Below are 19,178 nucleotides of genomic sequence, written 5' to 3' on the forward strand. Positions count from 1 at the left end.
GCGACTCGGCGCCGCCGACGCGGCTCGGGATCGCTCGCGTCAGGCCAGCGCCGCAGCGGCGGCCTCATCCTCCGTCGTGGCGACCAACTGACCGCATGCGCCGTCGATCTCCTTGCCGCGGGTGTCGCGCAGCGTCGTCGGGATGCCGGCGTCGTTCAGCCGTCGCACGAACTCGTCGGTCACGTCCTTCTCGGACGACGTCCAGATCGAGCCCGGCGTCGGGTTCAGCGGGATCGGGTTCACGTGCACCCAGCCACGACCGCGCTGGTTGAGCTTCTCCGCGAGGAGGTCGGCCCGCCAGGCGTGGTCATTCATGTCCTTGATGAGCGCGTACTCGATCGAGACGCGGCGGCCGGTCTTGGCGTAGTAGTCGTAGGCTGCGTCGAGGGCTTCGTCGACCTTCCAGCGCGAGTTCACCGGGATGAGCTCGTCGCGCAGATGATCGTCCGGCGCATGCAGCGAGAGGGCGAAGGTGACCGGGATGTTCTCGTCGGCGAGCTTCTTGATCGCGGGCACCAGCCCCACCGTGGACACTGTGATGCCGCGGGCGCTCATGCCGAGTCCGTCGGGCTGCGGGGCGACCATGATGCGCACCGCGTCCATGACCCGCTTGTAGTTGGCGAGGGGCTCGCCCATGCCCATGAAGACGATGTTGGAGACGCGCTCCATGCTGTGGTCGTCGCGCTTCTTGCCACCGAGCTCACCGTTCGCGATGGCACGGTTGGCTCGCACGATCTGCTCGATGATCTCGGCGGTCGACATGTTGCGGGTCAGCCCGGCCTGTCCGGTGGCGCAGAACGGGCAGTTCATACCGCACCCGGCCTGGCTCGACACGCACAGCGTGATGCGGCCCGGATAGCGCATGAGGACCGACTCGACGAGAGCACCGTCGTGCAGCCGCCACAGGAACTTGATCGTGTCGCCGCGGTCCGTCTCGAGCCGTCGCACCTCGGTCATGAGGGACGGGAGCATGCCGCCGACGAGATCGTCACGGATGGACGCCGGGAGGTCGGTCATCTCCGCGGGATCGGACGTGTAGTGACGGAAGTAATGCGTCGCGAGCTGCTTGGCCCGGAAACCGGGGAGACCGAGCTCCTTCACCTTCTCGATGCGCTCGGCCGGCGTGAGATCCGCGAGGTGAACGGGCGGCTTGCCGCGCTTCGGGCTGGCGAACTGGAGGAGCGGCCGCCCTTCGGCGTCCTTCTTCTGGGTCCAGCCTTCGGTCGCAGGACGGACCTGCGGGGCACGCGTCTCGCGGATCGCTCCCGGACGGGACGACGCGGGCGCTGTCGCGGGGCGCGTCTCGCGCGTGCGGGGGTTCTCGGCCATCCCTCCAGGATACCGGCGCCCGGATGGGAGGCGCCTGGGCAGGGCCCACGACGCCGGCGGTTCCGGCGCTTGCTTGTAATGACAAGTTGCGGTACGCGAGAATGGGGCATCCCCTCGATCAAGGAGCAGCATGTCCGACCGTCTCGCCCGCGCCCGCACCACCGGCATCCTCGCCGTCCTCCGCGCTCCGTCGCCGGAGCAGGCTCTGGAGGCGTCGGAGGCGATCATCCGCGGCGGGGTCTCCGGGATCGAGGTCACGTTCTCCACGCCCGACGCCCCCGCCGTGATCCGTGAGCTCATCGCCCGGCACGGCGATGCGGCATATGTCGGCGCGGGTACCGTCACGACGCCGGACCAGGCGGCCCAGGCCGCCGATGCGGGAGCGGCGTTCCTCGTCAGCCCCGGCACGCTGCCTGCCCTCACGCGCGCCATGCTCGACACCGGCCGGGTGGTGATGACCGGCGCCATGACGCCCACGGAGGTCATGGGCGCGCTCGAGCTCGGTGTCGACGTCGTGAAGATCTTCCCCGCTTCCCTCGGCGGGCCGTCCTATCTCGGAGCCCTGCGCGGACCGTTCCCCGACGCCCCCCTCATGCCGACGGGCGGCGTGAAGCCCGACAACCTCGCCGACTGGTTCGCCGCGGGCGCTGTCGCCGTCGGGGCCGGTGGAGACCTCGCGAACGGCGCCTCGATCGCGAACGCCGACTGGGCGGACATTGAGCAGCGCGCCGCCCGCTTCGCGGCTGCCCTCGCCACGACGCGCAGCTGAGCCGCAGACGTCCGGGATCATTTGGTATACCGGATGAATGCGGAAGCGACGGCTGTTCGTCAGCATCGCGCTCGTGAGCGCCGTGCTGCTGGCTCCGGCATGCGCGGCCGCACCCTCCCTGCACCCCTCGGCACCGACCCCGGAGGCTCCCATGACCGACGCCGCATCCGTCCTCTTCGCCGCCGCGTCCGCGGGTGATGCGGACGCTGTCCGCCGTGCGATCGACGCGGGCGCCGACCTCGAAGCCCGGGGCGACGGCGGCATGACGCCGCTGGTCGCCGCCGCCAAGGCGAATCACGTCGACGCGGCGCGGCTCCTGATCGAAGCCGGCGCAGACGTGAACGCGAAGGACGACATCCAGGACTCCGCCTACCTCTACGCCGGCGCGCGCGGACACGACGAGATCCTCCGGCTGACCCTGGCGCACGGGGCCGACCTCCGCAGCACGAACCGCTTCGGCGGCACCGCGCTCATCCCCGCCTCCGAGCGCGGCCTGCTGCCGACGGTCGAGATCCTGCTCGACGCGGGCGTCGATCCGGATCACATCAACAACCTCGGCTGGACCGCCCTCCACGAGGCGATCGTGCTCGGCGACGGATCCACCCGCTACGTCGAGGTCGTGCGCGCGCTCCTCGACGCCGGCGCCGACCCGACGATCCGCGACGGGGACGGTGTGCTGCCGATCGACCTCGCGACCGACCGCGGATACGACGCCGTCGCCGCCGAGCTCCGGCGGTGACGGCACTCGACCCCTGGGCCTGGGCCGCACTCGCCGTGGCGGCCGTCGTCATCGGCATCTCCAAGACGGCGCTCCCCGGCGGAAGCATCCTCGCGATCGCACTGTTCGCCACGGTGCTCCCCGCGCGCACCTCGACCGCCGCGACACTGCTGCTGCTCATGGTGGGCGACGTGTTCGCCCTGCTCGCGTATCGACGGCATGCGCACTGGCCGACATTGCTGCGACTCGCACCCGCCGTGGTGGCAGGGTTGCTCCTCGGGTTCGCGTTCCTCGCGCTGACCGGAGACGGCGTCGTGCGTCGCGCCATCGGCGTGATCCTGCTGCTCATGATCGCCGTGACCCTGTGGCGGCGCTGGCGGCAGTCGCGCGAGGAGAAGGCGGCCGAGGCGCGCGGCGGCATCGTGCTGGCCGGGGTCTACGGGACGCTCGGCGGCTTCACGACCATGGTGGCCAACGCGGGCGGGCCCGTCATGTCGATGTACTTCCTCGCCACGCGCACGCCGGTTCAGGTCTTCCTCGGCACCTCCGCCTGGTTCTTCGCGATCATCAACGTGATCAAGGTGCCGTTCCTCGCCGGGATCGGGCTGTTCACCGGGCCCGTGCTGCTCACCGATGCGATCCTCGCCCCACTCGTCGTGCTCGGCGCCCTGCTCGGCCTCCGGGTCGCGCGGCGCCTGGACCAGCGGCTCTTCGACCGCATCGTGATCGTGCTCACGGTCCTCGGCGCCGTGTACCTGCTGCTGTAGCCCGTCGACAGGCTCAGGGATCCAGCGGTGCGTCGCTGAGCCTGTCGAAGCACGTCAGTCGAGGAAGATGTCCGGGAACAGGGCGCTGTCCGGCGTCCCCGGGACGGCCGCGTAGCCCGAGAAGTCGGTCACGCCGCTGGCCTCGAGCACGTCCTCCACGATGAGCGACTGCCCCGTGTAGCTGCGCGCGGGCTTGGTCAGCACCGCGTACGCGGCGTCGGCGTAGATGTCGGCGGTGCGGCTCGCCGCCATCACCCTGTCGCCGCCGAGGAGGTTCTGCACCGCCGCCGTCGCGATGGTGGTGCGGGGCCACAGCGTGTTCGCGGCGATCCCGTCGGCGGCGAACTCTGCGGCGAGCCCGAGCGTGACCATCGTCATGCCGTACTTCGCCAGCGTGTACCCGGTGTGCGCACCGAGCCACTTCGGGGTGGGGTTGAGGGGCGGCGAGAGCGAGAGGATGTGCGGGTTCTCCGCGTCCTTGAGGATCGGCACCGCGGCACGGGAGAGCATGAACGTGCCGCGGACGTTCACGTCCTGCATCAGGTCGTACTTCTTGGCTGACAGCTCGAGGGAGCGCGAGAGATCGATGACGCTCGCGTTGTTGAGGACGATGTCGATGCCGCCGAACTCGCCCTGCGTCTTCATCACGGCTTCGGTGATGTGATCGTCGTCCCGCACGTCGCCCACGATGGGGAGGGCCTGCCCGCCGGCGGCGCGGATCTGCTCCGCGGCGCTGTGCACGGTGCCCTCGAGCTTCGGGTGCGGGCTGTCCGTCTTGGCAAGCATCGCGATGTTCGCGCCGTCGGCGGCCGCGCGCAGGGCGATCGCGAGGCCGATCCCCCGGCTGCCTCCCGACATGAGGATGGTCTTTCCGGCGAGTGTGCTCATGGTTCTCGTTTCGAATCGCGTGAGTGGCTGGATGTCCGAGGGCGGTTAGCGCGGGGCCATGCGGATGGCGCCGTCGAGGCGGATGGTCTCGCCGTTGAGGTAGCCGTTCTCGACGATCTGCTGCACGAGGGCGGCGTACTCGTCGGGGCGTCCGAGGCGGGCGGGGAACGGGACCTGCTGGCCGAGCGAATCCTGCGCCTCCTGCGGCAACCCCATGAGCATAGGCGTCTCCATGATCCCGGGGGCGACCGTGCACACGCGGATGGCATGACGGGCGAGCTCCCGGGCGATCGGCAGGGTCATGGCGTGCACGCCGCCCTTGGACGCCGAGTACGCCGGCTGGCCGATCTGCCCGTCGAAGGCCGCGACGCTCGCGGTGTTGACGATGACGCCGCGCTCCTCGTCATGCAGCTCGTTCGCGGCGATGACGGCGGCTGCCTGGGAGATGACGTTGAAGGTGCCGACGAGGTTGATGCGCACGATGCGCTCGAAATCGGCGAGAACGGCCGGATTCCCCTCCCGGTCGAGCACCTTTGCCGGCGGGGCGATGCCGGCGCAGTTGACGACCACCCGCAGCGACGCGGCGGCCTGTGCTGCGGTGACGGCGGCCTTGACCTCGTCGACACTCGTCACGTCCGCGGGGACGAAGAGGCCGCCCAGCTCCGTGGCGACAGCCTCCCCCTGGGACGAGGCGAGGTCGATGATCGTGACGTGGGCCCCTGCTGCCGTGAGCCGACGAGCCGTGGCGAGCCCGAGACCGGAGGCCCCGCCGGTGACGAGCGCACCCTGTCCACTGATCTGCATCTGAGGTTCTCCTTCGAACGTCGTCGTGCGACTTGCATGGAACGCAGTCCCAGCCTATGCGGTTCTTGGTGTCACCGCAGGCGCACCGCGTCGACCCGAGCCTACGACACCGACGTCCCGGCATGATGGACACGTGAGCATCCCCGCAGCGTCCATCGAGGTGCCGGCGCGCGTGCGCGAACTCGCCGCCGGCGCCGCTCTGACACCCATCTGGCGCAACGGGATCGGCGGGCTGACGTTCCGCACCGACGATGGCAGGTACATCAAGTGGGGCCCGCACGATGCGGAGGCGAACATGCGCGACGAGGCCGAGCGGATGCGCTGGGCCCGCGCCTGGATCACCGTGCCGGACGTGCTTTCCCAGGGCCAGGACGAGTCGCACGAGTGGCTCGTGACGGCGGCCCTCCCTGGTCGCAGTGCCGTGGACCCGCGATGGGCCTCTTCTCCGGAGTCCGCCGTGCGCGCGGTCGGGAGGGGTCTGCGCCTCCTGCACGACGCCCTCCCCGTTGCGGAGTGCCCCTGGACCTGGAGTCCCGAGGAGCGCATCGCGAACGCCGCTGCACGCGGGACGGCGGTACCGGCGGATCTGCACGAGCCGCCCGCGATCGACCGGCTCGTGGTGTGCCACGGCGACGCCTGCCTCCCGAACACGCTGCTCGACGATGAGGGCCGCCCCGTCGCCCACGTCGACCTCGCCGCGCTCGGGGTCGCCGACCGCTGGGCCGACATCGCCGTCGCCGCCATGAGCACGCTGTGGAACTTCGGTCCCGGCTGGGAAGGCACCCTCATCGCGGCCTACGGGCTCGAACCCGACCGCACGCGGCTGGAGTACTACCGACGGCTCTGGAACGAGTCCTGAGCCGTCACCGCACTCACGCCTCCGGGTGCGCGTCGCTGAGGAGACTCCCGTTTGCCGGTCGCCGATCCCACGACGGCTTGCGCAGCGCGTAGAACAGCAGCGGCGGGGCGCCGAGCACGACGATCACCAGCCCGACGATCCACGGGTATGCGGCGGCCGGGAAGGCGGTGAACCCCTCAGGTGGGATGAACGCGAGCACGAACGCGGCGAGGCAGGCGACGAAACCGACCCCGGCGACGAACGGCAGGGCCTTCACGCGGTAGGCCCGATGAACGTCCGGGGCTTTTCGCCGCAGCACCATCGCCGAGGCGAACATGAGCATGTACATGATGAGGTACAACGCGGCGGCCATGTCGATGAGGGCGACGAAGGCGGCGCTGACGTTCGGCACGATGATGAAGATCGCCGCGAGGATCGTGACGATGGTGCCCTGGAGCATCAGGATGCCCGACTGGACCCCAGCCCTGTTTCGCCTCTGAAGCAGCGGCGGGAGGAGCCCGGTCTCCGCCGCCGCCAGCACGCCCTTCGACGGGCCGGCCACCCAGGTGACGACCGAGGCGAGGGCACCGGCGGCGATGAGCGCCGAGACGACGGCGGTCGCCCACCCCATGTCCCAGCGGCCGAAGTACTCCCCGAATGCGAGCATGATGCCGTTCGTCAGGCCGAGCTCCTTCTTCGGCACAGCGACGGCGATCGCGATGGTGGGCAGGATGAAGACGAGCAGGATGAGCCCGGCGGCGAGGAACACGGAGCGCGGGTAGCCCGTGCCGGGATCCTTCATCTGGTTGACGTGGACGGCGTTCACCTCCATACCGGCGTACGCGAGCACGTTCGACACGATCAGCACGATGGAGGCCAGGCCCGTGAACGGCGGGATCATCGCCGAGGCCTCCAGGGGCACCTGACTCTTCTCCCCGCTGAACACCCACACGGCGCCGAACACGATGAGCAGCACCGCCGGGAACAGCGTGCCGAGGATGCCGCCCCACGAGCCGAGCTTCGCGAAGAGGTCGCCGCCGCGGAGGGTGACGAGGGTGGACCCCCAGTAGAAGACGATGATGACGACCGCGGTGAAGAAGCCGGAACTGGACAGCGCGGGGTCGAGGAAGACGAAGGCCAGGGCACCGGCCACGAACGCGAGCTGCGTGGGAAACCAGACCACGTTCTGGATCCACTGCAGCCACACCGCGGTGAACCCCCAGCGGTTGCCGAGAGCCTCGCGCACCCAGACGTACACGCCGCCCTTCCACCCCGTTGCCAGTTCGGCCGCGACGAGAGCCGTGGGAATGAGGAAGACGATCGCCGGGATGATGTACAGCGTGACACTGCCGAGACCGTAGATCGCCATCGCGGGCAGCGAGCGCAGGCTCGCCACCACCACCAGCGTGAGGAGAGCGAGCTGCCCGACGCCCAGGACGGCGACGGCGGGACGGGAGACACGCGGCGTGGGGGTGGCGCCCGTGGCACCAGGCTGCGAGACGGACACGTCGACCCCTAGTGGTGGAACGCCGAGTCGGGGTGATCGGAAGGCATGGGAGCCGTGAGCGCGTCGAGGTGGGCCACCTCGGCGGTGATGGCGTCGAGCAGCTCGGCGGCCAGATCCATGCTCAGCCCGTTGCGGACGACGATGCGCTGCACCGTGAGGTCTTCGAGATCCGCCGGCATCGGATAGGCGGGCACGAGCCAGCCGCGCATCCGGAGGCGGTCCTGCAGGTGGTAGAGCGTCCACTTGTCAGTATGGCCGTCCTTCAAACGCCACGCGAAGACCGGGATGTCGCTGCCGTCGTTCCACAGCTCGAACGCGTCGAGCTTGGCGATGCCCGCGGACAGGAACTTCGCCACATCCTGTGACGCCTGCTGCACGGCCCGGTAGCCCTCGAAACCGAGGCGGAGGAAGAGGTAGTACTGCAGCAGCACCTGCGCTCCCGGTCGGGAGAAGTTCAGGGCGAAGGTCGGCATCTCCCCGCCGAGGTAGCTCACCTTGAACACGAGGTCCTCGGGGAGCCACTGCGCGTCGCGCCAGACCACCCACCCGAGGCCCGGGTAGACGAGACCGTACTTGTGCCCAGAGGTGCTGATCGAGTGCACTCGCTCCAGCCGGAAGTCCCACACGAGGTCGGGCTGGAGAAAGGGGGCGATCATGGCCCCCGAGGCCCCGTCCACGTGGATCGGGACATCGAGGCCGGTCTTCTCCTGGATCGCATCGAGCGCCGCGGCGATCTCGGCCACCGGTTCGTACATGCCGGTGTAGGTGACGCCCATGATGGCGACGACCCCGATCGTGTTCTCGTCGACGTACTTCTCCAGATCGTGGCCGTCGAGCGTCTTGTGCTGCGCACTGATGGGCACGAAGCGCGGTTCCACGTCGAAGTAGTTGCAGAACTTCTCCCAGCACACCTGCACCGCGCTCGACATCACCAGGTTCGGCGCGGAGGCGTCCTTGCCGGCGGCACGCCGCGCCTGCTGCCAGCGACGCTTGAACGCGAGACCGCCGAGCATGCACGCCTCGGAGGAGCCGATCGTCGAGGTGCCGATGCTGCGGGAGGCATCCGGGGCCCTCCACAGATTCGCGAGCATGTGCCAGCAGTTGTCCTCGATGGCGGCGGTCTGCGGATACTCGTCCTTATCGATCATGTTCTTGTCGAACGACGCCACGTAGACCTGCTTCGCCTCGTCGTCCATCCAGGTGCTGACGAAGGTGGCGAGGTTGAGACGCGCGTTGCCGTCGAGGATGGTCTCGTCCTCGACGATCTGCTTCGCCGTTGCGGGAAGTGACTCCGAGTCCGGGATGACGTGTCGCGGCGCGACGGTGGCTTCGCCCGGCCGCGTGAAGAGCGGCTGCTCGTCGGAGGAGGAGATGCTCATGGGACGTCCCTTTCGGTGGGGTCGATTGGCACTGTCTCCCGCGCACGCTAGAGCCGTCGTCGGCGCACCGGGAGGGCCCCTCATCCCAAGAGGGTGAGTGATCAGGACGGGCCGAGGATGAAGTTCCAGGCCCCGGTGGCGACCGCGGCGGCGATCGCGATCCCGGAGATCGCGGCACCGACGGCGAGGAGGATCCACTCCGGTGCGCCGAAGCGCGACTCCCGGGCCCACGTCCGGCGCCCCGGGGCCCCGAAGCCCCGGGCCTCCATCGCGGTCGCGAGCTTGGCGCCGCGGCGGATCGACAGCACGAGGAGGGCGAAGGCCATGCCGAGGAAGCGCCGGATTCGGCCCCGGTCGGCGACGCCTCTGGCCCGACGCGCGAGTTCCAGGGCACGCCAGTCGTCGAGGAACAGCCCCACCATGCGCAGTCCGGCGAGTGCGCCGAGCACGAACCGGGCCGGAAGCCGCAGGATCTGCCCGAGACCGTCGGCGAGATCGGTCGGATCGACCGTGATGAACAGCACCACTGACGGCAGGGCTATCGCGAGCACCCGGAGCATCGTGGCGACGGCGAGCGCGAGCGACCCCTCGCTGATGCGCACGACGAACCAGTCGACGTAGACCGTGCCACTCGTCTCGCCGTAGAGGGCGATGGTGAGGCCCGTCAGCGGCGCCGCGAGCCAGACCGGCCACGTGCGCAGCCAGAACTCCCGCCAGCCGATGCCGGCGAACAGGAACAGCACCGCTTCGAGCACCAGCGCGACCGACGCCGACACCGGGTCGAGCGTGAGGATCAACGGCACGGCGATGAGCGCGCTCACACCGAGCTTCGCGACCGGATTGACCCGGGCGATGACGCCAGCGCGAGCGGGGGTGGTGGCGAGATCCGTCATGCGGGCGCCCCCACCGCGAACCTCGTGGCACGCAGGGCGCGCGCCACGTCGAGGTCATGCGTGATGGTGACGACGGCAGACCCCTCGTCCCGCAGCGCGGCGAGCATCGCGACCAGTTCCGCCCAGGTACGAGCGTCCTGACCGAACGTCGGCTCGTCGAGGACGAGCACTCTCGGCCGCGTCGCGACGGCGGCGGCGACTGTCAGACGACGCTTCTCCCCTCCGGAGAGCGTGTACGGATTCGCGGCAGCCAGATGGGCCAGCCGCAGGCGCGCGAGCAGGTCGTCGACACGCGCCGCGACCTCGTCTTCCGGGACGCCCAGCGCCCGTGGCCCGACCGCGAGCTCGTCCCGCACGGTCTTCGCGAGGAGCTGGTGCTCCGGCTCCTGGAACACCATGCCGATCCGCGTGAGCAGTTCGCGGGAGGCCCACCGGATCGGGAATGGATCGGCCCCCTGTGCGAGCGCGGGCGCGGCGGTCACGGCCCCGTCCGCGGGAGGGAGGAGGCCGGCGAGCGTCAGGCCCAACGTGGACTTGCCCGCGCCGTTGGGACCGGTGATCGCGACGGCCTCGCCCGCACGCACGTCCAGGTCGACACCGTGCGCCACCGGGCGAGCCTTCACTCGCGCGACGGCGAGTTCGCGCGCCGACAGCAGCACGTCTCCGGACGCGATGCCCGGCGCCGGTGGCTCCGCGGGAGGACGGCCGGGGACCCAGACGCCATCCGCCGCCAGGCGCTCCCCCTGGGCACCGAGCACGTCGGCGGGAGGGCCGTCCGCGATCACCCCTCCGGCGCCGAGCACGATGACCCGGGTGAGCAGCGGCAGCCACACCTCGAGCCGGTGCTCCACGACCACGAGGGTCGCCGGGTGCGCGGTGAGCATCCGCTCGACCGCGTCCCTGACCTCGCGCACGCCCTCGGGATCGAGGTTCGCCGTCGGCTCGTCCAGCAGCACGAGGCCGGGTCGCATCGCGAGCATGCCGGCCAGAGCGAGGCGCTGCTTCTGCCCGCCGGACAGCGCCTTCGTGGGGTGACCGAGCGCAAGTTCGAGCCCCACGGCCGCCAGGGACTCCTCCACGCGCGGCCAGATCTCCGCGCGCGGCACCCCGAGGTTCTCGCAGCCGAATGCGACGTCGTCGCCCGCGCGGGCGAGGATCACCTGGGAGTCGGGATCCTGCAGGACGAGCCCCGCTCGCCCGCGCGTCGCCACCGCGGGCTCGCCGTCGACGAGCAACTCGCCCGCGCTCTCACCCTCGTCTTCGCCACCGAGCACGCCGGCGAGCCCGTGCAGCAGAGTGGATTTCCCCGCTCCGGACGCCCCGAGCACGAGCACGCGCTCTCCGGGTTCGATGCGGAATGAGACGTCGCGCAGCGCCCAGGCCAGGCGGCTCGCGTGCCGCCACCCCCAGCCTCTGGCCTCGACGGCGGCAGGCGCGACCTGCTCCGTCGCCATCAGACGCGGACGCGTGCCTCGCGCCCGGAACCGAAGCGGTCGAGGGCGCCCGTCGCCGCGATGCCCCTGGCGAGCACCCAGGAGAGCGCGCCGGCGATGACGGCTCCCGAGATCACGGTGCTCGCGAGGTAGATCGCGGTGAAGGCGGGACCGGAGCCGGCGTACCAGAGGACGAGGTTGTTGATGCCGCCCGCGAGCGCCGCGCCGGCGCCGGCGAGGATCGCGACGGGCAACGACCAGCGGCGGTAGAAGAACAGCAGGAAGATCAGCTCGGCGCCGAGGCCCTGCACGAGTCCCGCCTCGAGCGTGAGGAACCCGCCCCACTGATTGCCGATGAGTGCCGACACGACGGCCGCCAGCAGCTCGACGTAGATCGCGGCGCCCGCCTTGCGGATGATGAGTCCGCCGAGCACTCCGGCGAACAGCCAGGGGCCGTCGAGGAGCCCCTGGAGGCCGGGGAGCAGCGGCTCGAGCAGGGCCTTCGGGCCGAGGTATCCGACGTTCCATGCCAGGAAGATCAGGCCGGCGGCGACGCCGAGCACGCTGGCGACGACGATGTCGACGACGCGCCAGCGCAGATAGCTGCGCGTCGGTGCGGCCGTGGTCTTCGCCGACGGGGATGCGGACGTGGACGTACTCATGTGAACTCCTCCCTGCGCTGGCATGACCCAGATCAGGTTCGACGGTCGAAGCGCGATTCGCTCCCTCTCAGCCCGGCTCGCCGGACTCCCGTGGTTGTGCTGTCGATCCTACCGCCATCCGACCGCGCGTCCCGAGCCGTGCACGGCGCATTCCGGGCCGGATTCGGTACCGTAAGCGAGTGACCGCTTCCGATCCCCCTGAAGAGGCGTCCGGCGGCATCGACGTCGACGCGCGGCCAGAGGACTCCGCTCCGGGTTCTTCGGTGTCCGCCGGCGATGTGCCGGAGAGGCATGCCGCCGTGGCCGACGGTTCCTCTGCGGCCGAACCCTCCCCCACGGGGCCGGTCACCTGGGCCGATGCTTCAGCGCCAGCGACTGCGCTGACATGGGTCGATCCGGCGAGCGTCGCCGCGGGGTCATCGGTTCCCGCTTTCGACGCCTCACCCGAGCGTGAGCAGGCGACCGGGCTGCTGCAAGACGCCACGCTGCGTCCCGCCATCGCCGGCCCTGGGCTGCTCGTCCCCCTCGGGGTGCTGGTCGGACTCGTCGCCTCCTACGCGGGCACCACGCTGCTCTGGCCCCTGCACGAGGTCGCGCCGACTGTGCAGGCGGTCGAGTTCACTCCCGTCGCCGCGCCCACCGCGGCCCTCGCCTGGCCCGCGGTCGGTGACGGTGCCGTGGGGATCGCCGGCATGACCACCGCCGCGTCCACCACGGCGCCGGTGAGCATCGCGAGCATCACGAAGGTCGTCAGCAGCCTCATGGTTCTGGACCGGCTGCCACTCGCCCCGGGCGAGCAGGGCCCGGAGTTCTCCTTCACGTACGCCGACAGCGTCCGCTACTGGGACTATCGGATCGCCAATCAGTCCGCGCTCGATGTGCCCGTGGGCGGCGTGCTGACGGAGTATCAGCTCCTCCAGGGCACGCTGCTCGGGTCGGCAAACAACTACATCGATCGACTGGCGTCGGAGATCTGGGGCTCGAACCGGGAGTTCGCCGACGCCGCGAAGGTCTGGCTCGGCGAGCGAGGGCTCTCCGGGATCACCGTGGTCACGCCGTCCGGGTTCGACGAGCGCAACGTCGCCACGCCGGAGGCGCTGATCGCACTGGGCGACCTGGCGATGCGCAACCCGGTGTTCGCGGAGATCGTGGGCACCCCGTCTGTCGAGCTGCCCGGAGCCGGCGTCGTCGAGAACACGAACGGGATGCTCGCCGACCCCGGTGTCGTAGGCATCAAGACGGGCACTCTCGTCGGATGGAACCTGCTGACCGCGAAAGACGTCACCATCGGCGACTCGACGGTTCGCCTCTACGCCGCCGCACTGAACCAGGAGGACGACGAGGCGCGTCTCGCCCTCACCCGCGCCCTGTTCGCGCAGACCGAGGCAGCCCTGCAGGCTCAGGGCCCGGCCGTCCCTGCGGGCACGGTCGTCGGGAGCGTCGACACCCTGTGGGGTGAGAGCGTCGACGTCGTCGCGGGCGAGGACGCGGATGTCGTCCTATGGAACGGCGCGAGCGCGACCGCGACCGCGACGTTCGATCTCGGCGAGGAGCGCGAAGCGAAGGCGACTGTCGGTACGCTCACCACGGCCGGCCCTGTCGACACCACGGAGACCGCGCTCGTTCTCGAAGAGGACCTCGACGGCCCGAGTCCTTGGTGGCGGTTGACCCATCCACTCGAGCTTCTCGGCATTGCCGACGACGACTGAGCCCTGACGCACGACGCCCCGCTCCGGATCCGGAGCGGGGCGTCGTCGATGACGTGGTCAGGCGCGGGACGTGGAGCCGTCCGCACCGTCGTCGAGGAGCGCCTTGGCGGCTGCTGTCTCCGCCGCCGGGACCTGCGCTCCGACGGCGGCTCCGGCGACCGCATCGGCCGCCTGCTGCTGGGCGCTGGCCTCCCCGTCCGCGTCGCCGGTCACGACCACCGGCGACGATCCGGTCAGAGCGGCTTCCGCGTCGAGGTCGGTCGCCGCCTGCTCGAACTGCGACTGGTACAGCCGCCAGTACGCGCCCTGGGCCGCGATGAGCTCGTCGTGCGTGCCCTTCTCGACGATGTCGCCGTGCTCCATCACGAGGATGAGGTCGGCGTCGCGGATGGTCGACAACCGGTGTGCGATGACGAACGAGGTCCGCCCTTGCCGCAGGGCGGCCATCGCGTGTTGCAGGAGCAGCTCGGTGCGGGTGTCGACCGCCGACGTCGCCTCGTCCAGGATGAGGATCGACGGCTGCGCGACGAAGGCCCGCGCGATGGTGATGAGCTGGCGCTCGCCGGCCGACACGTTCGAGGCGTCCTCGTCGAGCACGGTGTCGTACCCCTCGGGAAGCGCGTGCACGAAGCGGTCGACGTAGGTCGCCTTCGCCGCGGCCAACACCTCCTCGTCCGTCGCGGTCGAGCGGCCGTAGCGGATGTTCTCGCGGATGCTCCCCGCGAACAGCCAGGGGTCCTGCAGCACCATGCCGGTCCGGGACCGCAGCTCGTCCCGCGTGATGGTCGAGATGTCCTGACCGTCGAGCGTGATCCGTCCGCCGCTGAGCTCGTAGAACCGCATGATGAGGTTGACGAGCGTCGTCTTGCCGGCGCCCGTGGGGCCGACGATCGCCACCGTCTGCCCCGGCTCCACCCGGAACGACAGATCCGTGATGAGCGGACGCTCCGGCGAGTACGAGAAGGAGACGTTCTCGAACTCGATCACACCCTCTCCCTCGCGGAGCGCGGGGGCATGCGCGTCGTCGGCTTCCTGCTCGTCGGCGTCGAGCAGGTCGAACACCCGCTCTGCCGACGCCGTACCGGACTGCACGACCGCGGCCATGCCGCCCAGCTCGGAGAGCGGCTGCGTGAACTGCTGCGAGTACTGGATGAACGCCTGCACGTCGCCGAGTCGCAGCTGCCCATTCGCGACCATGAGGCCGCCGAGCACCGCGATGCCCACGTAGGTGAGGCTGCCGACGAAGGTCATCGCGGGCATGATGATGCCGGAGAGGAACTGCGCCTTGAAGCTCGCCTGGAACAGCTCCTCGTTCTCGGCCTTGAACTTCTCCAAGGCGTCCTGCTCGCGTCCGAACACCTTCACGAGCGCGTGGCCCGAGAACGCCTCCTCGACGCGTGCGTTGAGGCGGCCGACCTTGCGCCACTGCGTTCCGAAGGCCTTCTGCGAGCGCGGCCCGATGACGCCGAAGATGACGGCCATGAGCGGCAGCGCGATGAGAGCGACGAGGGCGAGCTGCCAGGAGATCGAGAACATCATGACCAGCACGCCGATCACCGTCAGCACGGCGGTCAGGGCACCCGACAGCGACTGCTGCATGGTCTGCGTGATGTTGTCGATGTCGTTCGTCACGCGAGAGATCAGCTCGCCGCGCTGCACCTTGTCGAAGTAGGACAGCGGCAGCCGGTTGATCTTCGCCTCGACGGCCTCACGGAGGCGCCACATCGTGCGGACCATGATGACGTTGATGACGTAGCCCTGCAGCCAACTCAGGAACGCGGCCAGCACATAGATCGCGAGGACCGCGGCGATCACCCAGCGCAGGGCGTCGAAGTCGATGCCGTCGCCGACCCGGAAGTCGCCGAGAGCTCCGACCTGGTTGGCGAAGTCGGTCTGCCCGGCGTCGCGCAGCGCGTCGACGACGACATCCTGCGGCGTTCCCGCCGGGAAGCCGGGGAAGTCGCCGTTGGGCTGACCCAGCTGGATCGAGATGAAGCCGCGGTAGACGATGTTCGTCGCCTCGGCGAGCACCTTCGGTGCGGCCACGGTCAGCACGACACCGATGGCCCCCAGGATCGACACGAAGACGAACCAGACCGCGGACGGCTTGAGCAGCCCGATCATGCGGGCGAAACTCTTGCCGAAGTTGTCGGCCTTGCCCGGTGCGACGCTGTCCCAGTCGCCGGAGTTCTGCCGAGCCTGCTCGGCGAGCTCCGCCTCGTACTGCTCTTCCGCGGTGAGCTCGCGCTCGACCGTGGGAGCGGCGGCCGTGCCCCGTCCGTGTCGCCGCGGGCTCTTCGGCCCCTGGGCCCCCAGCCCCGGGGCGCTTGCGCCCTGGTTCTCTGAGCCCTGGTTCCCTGAGCTTGTCGAAGGGTTCTGCTCGCTCATGCGTCCACCCCCAGCTGCGACTCGACGATCTCTCGGTAGGTGGCGCTGGTCTCCAACAGTTCCTCGTGCGTGCCGACACCCACCATCGTGCCGCCCTCGAGCACCACGATGCGGTCGGCATCGGTGATCGTGGAGACGCGCTGCGCGACCACGATCTTCGTCACGTGCGGGAGTTCCCGCCAGAGCGCCTGACGCAGACGCGCGTCCGTCGTGAGGTCGAGCGCCGAGAAGGAGTCGTCGAACACGAGCACCTGCGGCCGATGCACGATGGCCCTCGCGATGGCGAGGCGCTGTCGTTGACCACCCGACACGTTGGTGCCGCCCTGCGCGATGCGGGAGTCGAGTCCGTCCGGCATCTCCTCCACGAAGTCGCGGCCCTGGGCGATCTCCAGCGCGTGCCAGAGCTCCTCATCAGTGGCATCCTCACGGCCGTAGCGCAGGTTGGACGCGACGGTACCGGTGAAGAGGAACGGACGCTGCGGCACGAGTCCGATGCTGTCCCACAGCGCCTCGACATCGGCCTCGCGCACGTCCGTGCCGCCGACGTGCACCGAGCCGCCTGACACGTCGAACAGACGAGGGATGAGCGAGACGAGAGTGGTTTTGCCCGACCCGGTGGAGCCGACGATCGCGACGGTCTCGCCCGGTTCCGCGGCGAAGCTGATGCCGGTGAGGACGGGGGCGTCGGCGCCGGGATAGGTGAACGCCACGTCATCGAACGCGACCGCGCCGGGCGTCGGGAAGACGGTGACGCCGTCCGCCGGGCGGGTCATCGTCGACTCCGTGTTCAGCACCTCGCCGATGCGCTCGGCCGAGACCGCGGCGCGCGGGATCATCATCGCCATGAAGCTCGCCATGATGACGCCGCCCATGATCTGACCGATGTACTGCATGAAGGCGAAGAGCGTGCCCACCTGCACGGTGCCGTTGTTGACCTCGATGCCGCCGAACCAGATGACGGCCACCACGGTCACGTTGAGGATGAGCATGAAGAGCGGGAAGAGCAGCACGAACAGGGAGCCGACCTTACGGCCGACGACCATGATGTCCGTGTTCGCGCCACGGAACCGCTCCTCTTCGATGCGCTCGCGGACGAAGGCGCGGACCACGCGCACGCCCGTGAGCTGCTCGCGCATCACGCGGTTCACGGCGTCGAGTTTCCCCTGGTAGCTGCGGAACAGCGGCACCATGCGACCGATCACGAGCGCCGCGAGGAGGAGGAGCACCGGTACGGAGACGGCGATCAGCCAGCTCAGCCCGGCATTGGTCTGCACGGCGAAGATGATGCCGCCGATCGCGAGCAGCGGTGCGGTGACGAGCATCGTCGCGCCCATCATCGCAAGCATCTGCACCTGCTGCACGTCGTTGGTGTTGCGGGTGATGAGGGATCCCGCACCGAATTGCGAGACCTCGCGCTCGGAGAAGCCGCTGACCTTGCCGAACACGTCGGCACGGATGTCGCGCCCTGCACCCATCGCGGCGCGGGCGGCGAAGAAGGTCGCGATGACCGAGGCGACGATCTGGCCGAGCGACACGGCCAGCATGAACAGGCCGGTGCGCCAGATGTAGGCGGTGTCGCCCTGCGCGACGCCCTTGTCGATGATGTCGGCGTTCAGGCGGGGCAGGTAGAGGGTGGCTGCCGCGCTGGCGAACTGGAAGACCAGCACGGCGACGAGGAGCCACTTGTAGCGAGACAGATATCGGAGGAGGAGTTTTCCCAGCACAGGCGGACTTTCTAGGAAGGAGGAGGCGGCGGGTCTCCCGGCAGACGGATGCCGACCGAGGACCGGCCATACGACAGGGTGCCACGAAGCGGCGACATTCGGATCCCCCTCCGGGAGGACCTTCGCTCACAGCGAACCACTCACCTCACGACCGGCGGTTTTCTGCACGCGGGCGAAGAACGCGCTCCGTGCCCGGGGAGAGCTGAGCGCCCCCGTCAGAACAGTGCCGGCCGCGGCACGTACACGCGGGCCGGCGCCCCCGCATCCGCCTCGAGCTCGGCGAGAGAGGCGGGCTGCCACTTCGGATTGCGGTCCTTGTCGACGAGCTGTGCACGGATCCCCTCCACGAGATCGGGATGCTCGTTCACGAACCACATCACCCGGCGGTACTCGCCCTCGAGCGCGGCGCGCAGGCCAGCCATCCCGCGAGCCTCCCGTACCGCGTCGAGTGTGACGACGAGGCCGGTCGGTGCCAGCCCGTCGAGGAGCTCGGCGACGGCAGCCGCTTCGTCGGTACCGACACCGCGCAGCCGCTCCAGGATCTCGGGCACGGTCGGGGCCGCGAACGCCTCGTCGATCCAGGCCCGCGCGACGGGGAGGGCCGACGGTTCCGGCGTCTCGTCGAACAGCAGCACGATCTCGCTGGGACTCGTCGGATCGGCGCGGTACGCCAGGGCCTCCCGCAGTGCATCGAGGCGATCGGACGGGACGAAGTGGTCGGCGAAGCCGGTGTAGACCGCGTCCGCGCCGTTCATCGTCGCACCCGTGAGGCCGAAGTACTCGCCGAGCCGTCCCGGCGCCCGCCCCAGCAGCCAGGTACCGCCGACGTCGGGGGTGAAGCCGATCCGGGTTTCCGGCATGGCGAGTTTCGAGCGCTCGGTGACGACGCGGATCGCGGCATGCCCGGCGAGACCGATGCCGCCACCCATGGTGATGCCGTCGGCGAGCGCGACGACAGGCTTCGGATGCTCCGCGATCATGGCGTTCATCGCGTACTCCGCACGGAAGAACTCAGCGGACTGCTCCGGGTGGCCGGACGTGATCTGGGCGTGCAGGCGGCGGACGTCTCCTCCCGCGCACAGACCGCGTTCCCCTTCGCCGTCGATCAGGACGATCTGCACGTCGGAGTCGTCACGCCAGGCGGTGAGCGCCTGCGTGATCTCCGCGATCATGTCCTCGTCGAGGGCGTTGATCGCCTCCGGACGGTTGAGCGTGAGCCGCCCGAGCGCTCCTTCGGTGCGGATGAGGACACGGGACGCGGCGGGGGTATCGGTCACGGGTGCCAGGCTACCCCGTCGCGCGAGGCCCGATTCCGCACGAAATGCGGGTTCTGGGGCGGTTTTCCGGCAGGATAGGGGGAACTGTTCACC

At 69.9% G+C, this 19,178-nt stretch carries 16 protein-coding genes and 1 riboswitch; of the genes, 5 read left to right on the forward strand and 11 right to left on the reverse strand.

The genetic code is table 11. From position 1 onward, the window contains the following. Positions 1-39 precede the first annotated feature (39 nt). Positions 40-1,329, reverse strand: coding sequence for a 23S rRNA (adenine(2503)-C(2))-methyltransferase RlmN (gene rlmN, locus FY549_RS02820; RefSeq protein ID WP_200838624.1), 1,290 nt, complete (start codon positions 1,327-1,329; stop codon positions 40-42). A gap of 130 nt (positions 1,330-1,459) precedes the next feature. Between rlmN and FY549_RS02825 the strand changes: the two genes are divergently transcribed. Genes FY549_RS02825 through FY549_RS02835 form a run of 3 tightly spaced genes read left to right on the forward strand, consistent with a single transcriptional unit; the run spans position 1,460 to position 3,583 of the window. Further along, positions 1,460-2,098, forward strand: coding sequence for a bifunctional 4-hydroxy-2-oxoglutarate aldolase/2-dehydro-3-deoxy-phosphogluconate aldolase (locus FY549_RS02825; RefSeq protein WP_149083739.1), 639 nt, complete (start codon positions 1,460-1,462; stop codon positions 2,096-2,098). Positions 2,099-2,135: 37 nt separating this feature from the next. After that, positions 2,136-2,837, forward strand: a complete 702-nt coding sequence (locus tag FY549_RS02830) for an ankyrin repeat domain-containing protein (protein ID WP_149083740.1) — start codon at positions 2,136-2,138, stop codon at positions 2,835-2,837. After that, positions 2,834-3,583 (forward strand): sulfite exporter TauE/SafE family protein, encoded by a 750-nt coding sequence (locus tag FY549_RS02835; RefSeq protein WP_149083741.1) that lies wholly within the window; start codon positions 2,834-2,836, stop codon positions 3,581-3,583. Before FY549_RS02830 ends, FY549_RS02835 begins: the two co-directional genes overlap by 4 nt. A 54-nt stretch (positions 3,584-3,637) precedes the next feature. On the opposite strand, the gene FY549_RS02840 is transcribed toward FY549_RS02835, so the two are convergent. Together FY549_RS02840 and FY549_RS02845 are read right to left on the reverse strand one after the other, a co-directional pair. Beyond that, positions 3,638-4,471, reverse strand: a complete 834-nt coding sequence (locus FY549_RS02840) for an SDR family oxidoreductase (protein WP_149083742.1) — start codon at positions 4,469-4,471, stop codon at positions 3,638-3,640. A gap of 45 nt (positions 4,472-4,516) precedes the next feature. Beyond that, positions 4,517-5,275 (reverse strand): SDR family NAD(P)-dependent oxidoreductase, encoded by a 759-nt coding sequence (locus FY549_RS02845; RefSeq protein ID WP_149083743.1) that lies wholly within the window; start codon positions 5,273-5,275, stop codon positions 4,517-4,519. 133 nt (positions 5,276-5,408) lie between these two features. Between FY549_RS02845 and FY549_RS02850 the strand changes: the two genes are divergently transcribed. Then, positions 5,409-6,134: an aminoglycoside 3'-phosphotransferase gene (locus FY549_RS02850; RefSeq protein WP_149083744.1), complete on the forward strand. Its 726-nt coding sequence runs from the start codon at positions 5,409-5,411 to the stop codon at positions 6,132-6,134. Between the two features lie 13 nt (positions 6,135-6,147). On the opposite strand, the gene FY549_RS02855 is transcribed toward FY549_RS02850, so the two are convergent. The 5 genes from FY549_RS02855 to FY549_RS02875 all read right to left on the reverse strand — a co-directional run bounded on the left by FY549_RS02855 (position 6,148) and on the right by FY549_RS02875 (position 11,987). After that, on the reverse strand, positions 6,148-7,620 hold the full coding sequence (locus FY549_RS02855) for an amino acid permease (RefSeq protein WP_200838625.1): 1,473 nt from the start codon (positions 7,618-7,620) through the stop codon (positions 6,148-6,150). A gap of 8 nt (positions 7,621-7,628) precedes the next feature. Continuing rightward, a complete protein-coding gene (locus FY549_RS02860) occupies positions 7,629-8,999 on the reverse strand; it encodes a glutamate decarboxylase (protein ID WP_149083745.1) in 1,371 nt (456 codons plus the stop codon). Between the two features lie 101 nt (positions 9,000-9,100). Continuing rightward, entirely contained in the window at positions 9,101-9,892 is a 792-nt protein-coding gene (locus FY549_RS02865; protein WP_149083746.1) for an energy-coupling factor transporter transmembrane component T family protein, read from the reverse strand. Then, positions 9,889-11,346, reverse strand: a complete 1,458-nt coding sequence (locus FY549_RS02870; protein ID WP_187614909.1) for an ABC transporter ATP-binding protein — start codon at positions 11,344-11,346, stop codon at positions 9,889-9,891. Before FY549_RS02870 ends, FY549_RS02865 begins: the two co-directional genes overlap by 4 nt. After that, positions 11,346-11,987, reverse strand: coding sequence for an ECF transporter S component (locus FY549_RS02875; protein ID WP_187614910.1), 642 nt, complete (start codon positions 11,985-11,987; stop codon positions 11,346-11,348). The genes FY549_RS02870 and FY549_RS02875 overlap by 1 nt, the downstream gene beginning before the upstream one ends. Then, a riboswitch (TPP riboswitch) is annotated at positions 11,980-12,089 on the reverse strand. It overlaps the preceding gene by 8 nt. Before the next feature lie 77 nt (positions 12,090-12,166). Between FY549_RS02875 and FY549_RS02880 the strand changes: the two genes are divergently transcribed. Beyond that, positions 12,167-13,696, forward strand: coding sequence for a D-alanyl-D-alanine carboxypeptidase family protein (locus FY549_RS02880; protein ID WP_149083748.1), 1,530 nt, complete (start codon positions 12,167-12,169; stop codon positions 13,694-13,696). 57 nt (positions 13,697-13,753) lie between these two features. On the opposite strand, the gene FY549_RS02885 is transcribed toward FY549_RS02880, so the two are convergent. The 3 genes from FY549_RS02885 to FY549_RS02895 form a co-directional block, all read right to left on the reverse strand. After that, positions 13,754-16,084 carry an ABC transporter ATP-binding protein gene (locus FY549_RS02885; RefSeq protein ID WP_259614151.1) on the reverse strand — a complete coding sequence of 777 codons (2,331 nt, stop codon included), beginning with the start codon at positions 16,082-16,084 and terminating at the stop codon, positions 13,754-13,756. Continuing rightward, positions 16,081-17,808, reverse strand: coding sequence for an ABC transporter ATP-binding protein (locus FY549_RS02890; RefSeq protein ID WP_149083749.1), 1,728 nt, complete (start codon positions 17,806-17,808; stop codon positions 16,081-16,083). Before FY549_RS02890 ends, FY549_RS02885 begins: the two co-directional genes overlap by 4 nt. Before the next feature lie 215 nt (positions 17,809-18,023). Further along, on the reverse strand, positions 18,024-19,085 hold the full coding sequence (locus FY549_RS02895) for an enoyl-CoA hydratase/isomerase family protein (RefSeq protein ID WP_149083750.1): 1,062 nt from the start codon (positions 19,083-19,085) through the stop codon (positions 18,024-18,026). Between the last annotated feature and the right edge of the window lie 93 nt (positions 19,086-19,178).

The sequence above is a fragment of the Microbacterium sp. 1S1 genome (assembly GCF_008271365.1).
In the GTDB taxonomy this organism is placed as follows: domain Bacteria; phylum Actinomycetota; class Actinomycetes; order Actinomycetales; family Microbacteriaceae; genus Microbacterium.